The 8,368-nt window shown below is 69.0% G+C and carries 7 protein-coding genes and 1 pseudogene; 7 read left to right on the forward strand and 1 reads right to left on the reverse strand.

Annotated features, from left to right (window positions below):
• The 3 genes and pseudogenes from BRX43_RS20660 to BRX43_RS19460 form a co-directional block, all read left to right on the forward strand.
• Positions 1 to 112, forward strand: a pseudogene (locus BRX43_RS20660) (IS630 family transposase); the annotation flags it as partial.
• An 84-nt stretch (positions 113 to 196) separates the two neighbouring features.
• Positions 197 to 1,432, forward strand: a complete 1,236-nt coding sequence (locus BRX43_RS19455; RefSeq protein WP_125996715.1) for a GTP-binding protein — start codon at positions 197 to 199, stop codon at positions 1,430 to 1,432.
• Positions 1,429 to 2,019, forward strand: a complete 591-nt coding sequence (locus tag BRX43_RS19460; RefSeq protein ID WP_125996716.1) for a DUF1826 domain-containing protein — start codon at positions 1,429 to 1,431, stop codon at positions 2,017 to 2,019. Before BRX43_RS19455 ends, BRX43_RS19460 begins: the two co-directional genes overlap by 4 nt.
• Before the next feature lie 37 nt (positions 2,020 to 2,056).
• Here BRX43_RS19460 and BRX43_RS19465 read toward each other — a convergent pair whose 3' ends face one another.
• A complete protein-coding gene (locus BRX43_RS19465) occupies positions 2,057 to 4,279 on the reverse strand; it encodes a TonB-dependent receptor (protein WP_241215093.1) in 2,223 nt (740 codons plus the stop codon).
• Positions 4,280 to 4,367: 88 nt separating this feature from the next.
• Here BRX43_RS19465 and BRX43_RS19475 point away from each other — a divergent pair, with 88 nt between their 5' ends.
• The 4 genes from BRX43_RS19475 to BRX43_RS19490 all read left to right on the forward strand — a co-directional run.
• Entirely contained in the window at positions 4,368 to 6,854 is a 2,487-nt protein-coding gene (locus tag BRX43_RS19475) for a sulfite reductase flavoprotein subunit alpha (protein ID WP_125996717.1), read from the forward strand.
• Between the two features lie 125 nt (positions 6,855 to 6,979).
• Positions 6,980 to 7,288 carry an STAS domain-containing protein gene (locus BRX43_RS19480; protein WP_125996718.1) on the forward strand — a complete coding sequence of 103 codons (309 nt, stop codon included), beginning with the start codon at positions 6,980 to 6,982 and terminating at the stop codon, positions 7,286 to 7,288.
• Entirely contained in the window at positions 7,285 to 7,653 is a 369-nt protein-coding gene (locus BRX43_RS19485) for a response regulator (protein ID WP_125996719.1), read from the forward strand. Before BRX43_RS19480 ends, BRX43_RS19485 begins: the two co-directional genes overlap by 4 nt.
• A partial coding sequence (locus tag BRX43_RS19490) for an Hpt domain-containing protein (RefSeq protein WP_206433306.1) occupies positions 7,650 to 8,368 on the forward strand: 719 nt, incomplete at its 3' end. The genes BRX43_RS19485 and BRX43_RS19490, both read left to right, overlap by 4 nt.

Raw genomic sequence — 8,368 nt, forward strand, 5'->3', positions numbered from 1 at the left:
CGCAGAGCGATCCCATGAAGCAACATGGCGCCGTGTCGGATCGCTCCTCAATGCCTTCTCACCAGACGAGTGCCGCAACTATCTGCGCAACTCCGGATATGCGTCAGCCTGATGTCATCATGGTCTAAACCCACTGGACAAAAACCACAGCTGCTCTCTATGTTACGTTGTAACGTATCTAAGATGGACAATGGCGATGGCATTTCCCTCCCCCAAAGACAACCGGCTGCCGGTCACGGTGCTGTCCGGCTTCCTCGGCGCGGGCAAGACGACGTTGCTCAACCATATCCTCGCCAATCGCGAAGGGCGACGCGTCGCGGTGATCGTCAACGACATGTCAGAGGTGAACATCGACGCCGATCTGGTGCGCGGCGGCGAGGCGGCGCTGTCGCGATCGGAGGAGGCGCTGGTCGAGATGACCAATGGCTGCATCTGCTGCACGCTGCGCGACGACCTGCTGGCGGAGGTCCGCACGCTCGCGGAGGCGGGCCGGTTCGACTATCTGGTGATCGAGAGTACCGGCATCTCCGAACCGCTGCCGGTCGCCACCACCTTCTCCTTCCGCGACGCGAACGACGTGTCGCTGGGCGATGTCGCGCGGCTCGACACGATGGTGACGGTGGTCGACGCGGTGAACCTGCTGGCCGACTATTCGAGCCAGGATTTCCTGGCCGATCGGGGCGGGACGCTGGGCGAGGACGACCGGCGCAGCCTGGTCGGCCTGCTGGTCGAGCAGATCGAGTTCGCCGATGTGGTCGTCGTCAACAAGGCGTCGTCGGTGTCCGCCGAACAGCTCGGCATCGTGAAGAAGCTGGTCGCCAGCCTCAACGCCGATGCGGTGATCGTGCCCTGCGATCACGGCCGGGTCGATCTCGACCTGCTGCTCGCCACCGGCCTGTTCGACGAGGACAAGGCGTCGCGCCACCCGCTCTGGGCCAAGGAACTGTACGGCTATGCGCATCACCAGCCGGAGACGGAGGAATATGGCATAGAGAGCTTCGTCTATCGCGCCCGCCAGCCCTTCGACCCCGCCCGCTTCCACGACGTTCTGACCACCGGCGGCCTCGACCATGTGGTGCGCGCCAAGGGCCATTTCTGGCTGGCGACGCGACCCGACTGGGTCGGCGAACTGGCGGTGGCGGGCAGCCAGACGACGAGCGCGCGGCTGGGCCGCTGGTGGGCGGCGGTGCCCAGGCATCACTGGCCCGTGGATGGGCAGTTCGAACGGTTCGTCGCGAAACACTGGGACCCGTCCTGGGGTGACCGGCGGCAGGAACTGGTGTTCATCGGCATCGGCATGGACGAGGCGCGGATCCGCCGGGCGCTGGACCGCTGCCTGGTGCCCGCCGCCGCCTTCACGCCCGATCTGTGGCGCGGCCTGCGCGATCCCTTCCCCGCCTGGGGCGAGCGTGCGCTGGAGCCGGCGGAATGACGATCGCCGTCATCGACCGGCCGGTGACGGCCGGCGGCGAGGAGACGATATTGACCGCGATCGAAGCGCCGGACGCGGCGCTGGCGATCTGGACGCGCCGCCTCCCGCCCCTGTTCCAGGCGATCCTCGCCACGCTCGACCTGGATAGACTCGACGACGTGGTGATCGATCTGGACGCGGGAACGCCGATCCACGCCGCGCTTGCCGACGCCGGCTATCCCGACGACGCCGCCGCGCTGCTGGCGGCGGACATCGATCGGCTCGTCCATTGCCAGTCCCGCCTGACGGGGGTGCAGCGGCTGACCGTCAAGCTGGAGGTGATCGAGACCGACGCCTGCCGCCGTTTCCATGCCGACTATGTCACGCTGCGGCTGCTCTGCACCTATATCGGCCCCGCCACCCAATGGCGCCACGCCGACGCGCCGGAGACGATCCACGCGCTCGCGACCGGCGATGTCGGTGTGTTCAAGGGGCGGCGGCGGCTCGACCCGCCGCCCATCCTCCACCGTTCGCCGCCGATCCTTGCCACCGGGGGCCGTCGCCTGCTGCTGGTGATCGACCCCGCCCGCTCGCCCGACGATCTGTAGGGCAAGCAATGCGCCCGCTTCCGCAGGAGCACCGGCGTCAGAACCGCATGTCCCAGCCCAGCGTGAACGACCGCCCCCGCCCGGCATAATAGTTGAGGATGTCGGTGGGCAGCCGCGTGTCGCTGTTGTAATCGATATAGAAGCGATTGAAGATGTTTTGCGCGGTCAGATAGAGGCCGCCGATCTTCGTCTGGTAGCGGAGCGACGCGTCGGTGACGGTATAGCCGCCGAAATCGTTGCGCGGGTCCGGGTTCGCCTTGCCGTGGAAGGTGCGCGCGAAGTAGACCTGGGTCTGCACCCGCGCGGAGAGCGGACCGCGGGCGAAGTCGGCGGCGGCGTTCAGCCGATCGGGGGAGATGTTGGTCCCGTCCAGATCGGTATCGACCACCCCGTCCGGTGCGCGGGTATCGCTGTCGTAGCGGCCCGCGATATGCGCGTAGCCGGTCGACAGCCGCAGCCCGTCGATCGGCATCCGCACCGCCAGATTGATCTCCAGCCCCTCGATCTCGACGCGCTGGCGCTGTACCTGGAAATTCTCGTTGCTGAGTGCGATCAGCAACTGTCCCTTGTCGCTCGACGACCAGAAATAGGTGGCGCTGGCATCCAGCGGCCCGCGCTTCACCTCGACACCGATCTCGCGATTATTGGAGATGACCGGATCGATCGCGCGGAAATTGCCCAAGTCGGTGCCCGGCGTGCCGACCGCACGGGTGATGCGGCCGATATCGGCCATGGTGAACCCTTCCGCATAGCTGGCATAGGCGCGGATGCCGGCCATCGGTTCGACGATCACGCCGCCATTCTTCAGCAGTTGGTCGAAGCCGGGCGTGCCGCCCTTCACCGACACGCCGCCATAAGTCGCCGGGTTCCGGCCGTCATAGGTGGTGGAGGCGAGCGTGTGGTAATCGTCGATGCGGACCTTCACATTCTCCCACCGGACGCCGCCCGCCAGCCGCACCAGCCCGTCCACCAGCTTCAGGTTCGCCTGCACGAAGGGCGCCAGGTTCTGGAAGTCCGAGGGCGGCACCCAGACGCGGTTGGTGCCGATCAGCCGCTGCTCGGTCCGATCGAACAGACTGTCGAACCCGATCGTCGCGACCAGCGCCTCCCAGCCGAGCACCGCGCGTTCATAGCTGGCGCGCGCACCCAGCTTGCGCGAGCGGTTCTCCGACTGGTCGAGCAGCGTGCCGACCGGCGCGATGGCGGGGTCCTGGAAGGTCGCGATCGGCGTCAGCTCGCGACCGAACGTGTCGTGCGTCCGGTTGAAGAAGAGCTGCGCGGTCAGGGCGCCGCCGCCGATGTCGCTATCGGTATAGGACAGCGACACCGCCTCCGCCCGATTGGCGGCGGACTTGCCGCCCGGATGGCCACGCACCGAACTGGTCGGCAGCCCACGCAACCGGTTGCCCGCGAGCGCGACATCATCGCCGTCGCCGTTCAGGGCGAAACGGTTGACGATCAGGTCGAGCCGCCCGGTCGGTCGCACCGCCAGTCCGAACCGGCCGAACAGGTCGAGCGCGCGCGAATCCTGCGTCTCGCCCTGCGTCAGGTTGACGCCGATCCGTCGCCCCCGCGCGTCGTAGAAGGCGCCGCGCTTCTCATAGGAGGCCCCCACCGTCGCGTCGAACAGGCCGGCCTTGTACTGGACCAGCCCGGCCGCCTTGCCGCCGAGCGAGTCGTCCTCGAACCGGTCTGCCGCGCTGCCCTGCACCAGCACGCGCCCCGACACGCCCTCGGTGCGCGGTGGGCCGACCGTCACCTGGTTGACGATGCCGCCGGTGCCGCCCACCCCCTGCAAAGCGTTGGAGCCGTAGATCAGCTCGACCCGGTCGATGAAGAATCCGTCGATGGTGAAGCCGTCGCGGCTGCCGTCGCGCAGGGGCGTCGTCTGCGGAATGCCGTTGATCGCATAGAGCGGCGAGCGGCCGCGCAGCGTCTCGCCCGCGCCCGACAGCTTGCCGCGCGTCGGCGAGAAGCTGGGCGTCAGTGTCGCGACCGCATCGGTGATGCTGCCGGAAATCGCGATCTGCTGGTCGAGCACCGGCTTGTCGATGATGTCGATGGTCAGCGGCAGGGCGTTGGGTGGCAGCACCGTGCGCGCGGCGGTGACGACGATCGTGTCCCCACCGGCCTGCGTATCGTCATCGGCGGCCGCCACCACCACCGGGATCGCAGCGTTCCCCTTGGCGGCCGGCGTTTCGGCCATGGCCTGTTGCGCCGCCGCCAGCGCCACCAGCCCCACAACCCGCGCGATACCCATGATCGTTTCCCTGTCGTAATCATTGACCCTATGCGGCGCGCCGGCTAACGCGAGTGACTATCAATAACAAGATTATATCGATAGGGCGATGACGCGGACGGTCCTTTTTCAAATCCACTGGTTCCTCGGCATCACCGCCGGCCTCGTGCTGGCCGTCATGGGCGTGACCGGCGGGCTGATGAGCTTCGAGCCGGAGATCCTGGCGGCGATCAATCCCGGCATCGTCACCGTCACGCCCGGCCCGACCCCGCCGCTCCCCGCCCCCGTCCTGATCGATCGCGCCCGCGCGCAACTGCCGGCGGGGCGAATCGTCCGGGTGATCCTGTCGTCCGACCCGAGCCGCGCGGCCGCGATCAGCTATGCGCCCAAGGGTTCGAAGGAACCCCAGCGCCGCTATCTCGATCCCGCCACCGGCCGTTTGCTCGCCGAGGCGCGCGGTTCGGGCCTGTTCGAGGTGGTTGAGGATCTGCACCGCTGGCTGGCGCTGCCCGGCCATGGCAATGGCTGGGGCCGGCAGATCACCGGTTTTGCATCGCTCTCGCTGATCTACTTCGCGCTGTCGGGCCTGTATCTGCGCTGGCCGCGCCGGCCGCTCGACTGGCGCAACTGGCTGGTGCTCGACTGGCGGATGACCGGACGCAACTTCTACCGCGCGCTCCATGCGGTGATCGGCGGCTGGGTGCTGGTCTTCTATCTGGTCAGCGCCGGCACCGGCCTGTGGTGGTCCTATGGCTGGTATCGCGATGGCGTCCAGCATCTGCTCAGCGCCGAACGCCCCCGCCCCCCGCACGACAAGCGCGCCAAGAAGGATGGCGACGAAACGCCGGTCGACTGGACGCGCGCCTGGACCGGCTTCGCCCAGGCCACGGCCGGTCGTACCTATGACGACGTCACCGCCAGCGCGCGCGACGGCACCGCCGTGCAGTTCCGCGCCAAGCTGCCCGGCGCACGGCACGATCGCGTCTCCGACGAACTCTCGATCGACAGCCGCACCGGCGCGGTCCTGTCGGACGCCCGCTATGCCGACCGGGCGGTGGGCGCGGACATCGTCACCAGCGTCTATGAAATCCATCGCGGCGCCTATTTCGGCATCATCGGTCGGGTCGGCATCATGCTCGCCAGCCTGACGATGCCGCTCTTCACCATCACCGGCTTCCTGCTCTATTTCGCGCGCCGGCGGCGCAAGGCGGCGCTGGCGCAGGTCCTGGCCGATGCCCCCGCCACCGAGCGGGCGGCGGGCACGACGACGCTGGTCGCCTATGCCAGCCAGACCGGCACGGCGGAACGGATCGCCCGGCTGACCGCGCGCGCCCTGCCCGACGCCACCGCCCTGCCTCTCGCCGCGCTGGACGGCGCGACGCTGGCGGGGGCGCAGTGCCTGTTCGTCGTCGCCAGCACCTATGGCGAAGGCGAGCCGCCCGACGCCGCCCGCGCCTTTGCCCGCCGGATGGAACAGGCCCCGGACGATCTATCGCAACTCCGCTATGCCGTGCTGGCGCTTGGCGACCGCGAATATCCGGATTTCTGCGCCTTCGGCCACCGGGTCGACCGCTGGCTGCACGCGGGCGGCGCGACGCGGCTGTTCGATCCGGTCGAGATGGACGGCGAGGATGCCGATGCGCAACGCCACTGGCAGCAGCAGTTGGCCGGGCTCGGCGCACGGACCGACCAGTCCGACTGGGCCCCCGCCCCGATGACCGAGTGGCGGCTGGTCGAGCGTCGCCTGCTCAACCCCGGCAGCCAGGGCGACGGCGCGTGGCATGTCGCGCTCGCCCCGCTCGATCCGGCCGACCTGGCCTGGCAGGCGGGCGATATCGTCGAGATCCTGCCGCAGCATGATCCGGCGCGGGTCGACGCCTTTCTGGACCATGCCGGCCGGTCCGCCGATGCCGACCTCCGCGCCGCGCTGATGACCCGCATCCTTCCGGAGGATGCCACCGGCGCGATCGACCCCAACACGCTCAAGCCACTGCCGCACCGGGAATATTCCATCGCCTCCCTCCCGGCTGCCGGGCAGGTCGAGCTGATCGTCCGGCAATGCCGCGCGGCGGACGGCTTTGCCGGGCTGGGCTCCGGCTGGCTGACGGCGGGAGCGCCGCTGGGCGGCGTGATCCGGGCGCGCATCCGCCGCAATCCCGGCTTCCACGCGCCCGCCGATCCGGCGACGCCGCTGATCCTGATCGGCAATGGCACCGGCCTGGCCGGCCTGATGGCGCATCTGCGCGCCCGTGCCGAGCGCGGCGGCGGCCCGGCCATCCTCTTCTTCGGCGAGCGGCACCCGGCGCAGGATGATTTCCATGCCCCGGACCGCGCCGCGCTCACCGCCACAGGGGTGCTGACCCGCACCATCGCCGCCTGGTCGCGATGGGGTCAGGGGCCGCGCTATGTGCAGGATGCCGTGGCGGACCATGCCGACCTGATCCGCGACGCGGTGGCGGCGGGCGCCGCCATCCTGGTCTGCGGCAGCGTGACCGGCATGGCGCCCGGCGTCCATGCCGCGCTCGCCGCCATACTGGGCGATGCGACGCTGGAAGCGATGCTGGCCGATGGCCGCTACCGGCGCGACATCTACTGATCCGATGATCCCGTAACGGCGGGCCGCCCGTTGCCAGGGCCCGCCGCAACATATCCCCCCCACGCCGTCCGGGCGGGTTTGCCGCCATCTATAATGGTTAGCGGAATTACAACGGACAGGCTCCCATGCTCATCACCCTGGACCAGTCAGCCACCGTCAGGGAAGCCGCGATCCTCGCTGCCCAACTGGCGGACGGAATGGCGCGCGCCGATACGACGCTGACCATCGATGCCGATGCGGTCGTCGAGGCCGATCTCAGCCTGCTCCAGCTGATCGAAGTGACGCGGCGCGACATGGCCGCACGCGGCGGCGCGGTGCAGCTGCGCACCCCCGCCAACCCCGCCATCGCCGCCGTGCTGGAGCGCGCCGGCTTTCTCGCCGCCGCGAATGCGGACGACCTTCAATTCTGGTTTCACGGAGAGCGCCAATCATGACGGCATCCATCCTGACGGTAGATGACTCGACCAGCCTGCGCCTCGCCATCCGTCTGGCGCTGACCGGCGCGGGCTATGATGTGACGGAGGCGGTCGACGGCGTCGACGGCATGACCAAGGCCAATGCGGGGCGGTACGACATGATCGTCACCGACCTGAACATGCCCAATATGGACGGCCTGACCATGATCCGCGAGCTGCGCAAGGATGCGCGGCATGCCGGCACGCCGATCATCTTCCTGACCACCGAATCCGATGCCGACATCAAGGCGCAGGCGCGCGCCGCCGGGGCCACGGGCTGGCTGGTCAAGCCCTTCGTCCCCGACCAGCTCATCAAGATCGCGCGCAAGGTGCTGGGGAAATGAGCGCGACCGATCCGATCGCCGCCTTCCGCATCGAAGGCGGAGAACTGCTCGACGAGGTGGAGCAGGCGCTGCTCGACATGGAGCATCGCCTCGGCGACATGGACCTGGTCAACGCCGTGTTCCGGGGGCTCCACACGCTGAAGGGCTCGGGCGCGATGTTCGGCTTCGACGCGCTGGCCCAGTTCACCCATCATTGCGAAAGCGCCTTCGACAAGGTGCGGAAAGGGGTGGTGCCGGCCACGTCGCAACTGGTCGCGGTGATCCTGTCGGCGCAGGATCATATGCGCGCGCTGCTCGACGGCCGCGCCACCGGCGGCGAGACGGCGGGCAACGCCATCCTCGCCGCGCTGGAGGCCGCGATCGCGGAGGCCGCCGGCGCGCCGCCGGCCGCCCCCGCCGCCAAGGTCGCCGGCCAGGGCTGGCACGTCGTCTTCCGCCTGCCCGCCGATTGCATGGCGAACGGCACCAACCCGCTGATGCTGCTCGACGAGCTGCGCGATCTCGGCCCCTGCCGCATCGTCGCCCTGACCGACCAGCTGCCGATCCTGGAGGAGCTCAACCCGACCCATTGCCATATCGGCTGGGACGTGACGGTCGAGACCGACGAGCCCGCCAGCGCCGTGGAGGACGTGTTCATCTTCGTGATGGACGATATGACGCTGGCGATCACGCCGCTTGCGGTCGACGCGGCCGCAACCCCGGCGGCCTCCACCGC

It is taken from the genome of Sphingomonas sp. S-NIH.Pt15_0812, from assembly GCF_003951315.1.
GTDB lineage: Bacteria > Pseudomonadota > Alphaproteobacteria > Sphingomonadales > Sphingomonadaceae > Sphingomonas.

Coding starts and splice junctions, on each gene's coding strand:
- BRX43_RS19455 (WP_125996715.1), top strand. CDS start 197: ATGGCATTTCCCTCCCCCAAAGACAACCGGCTGCCGGTCACGGTGCTG.
- BRX43_RS19485 (WP_125996719.1), top strand. CDS start 7,285: ATGACGGCATCCATCCTGACGGTAGATGACTCGACCAGCCTGCGCCTC.
- BRX43_RS19475 (WP_125996717.1), top strand. CDS start 4,368: ATGACGCGGACGGTCCTTTTTCAAATCCACTGGTTCCTCGGCATCACC.
- BRX43_RS19465 (WP_241215093.1), bottom strand. CDS start 4,279: ATGGGTATCGCGCGGGTTGTGGGGCTGGTGGCGCTGGCGGCGGCGCAA.
- BRX43_RS19460 (WP_125996716.1), top strand. CDS start 1,429: ATGACGATCGCCGTCATCGACCGGCCGGTGACGGCCGGCGGCGAGGAG.
- BRX43_RS19480 (WP_125996718.1), top strand. CDS start 6,980: ATGCTCATCACCCTGGACCAGTCAGCCACCGTCAGGGAAGCCGCGATC.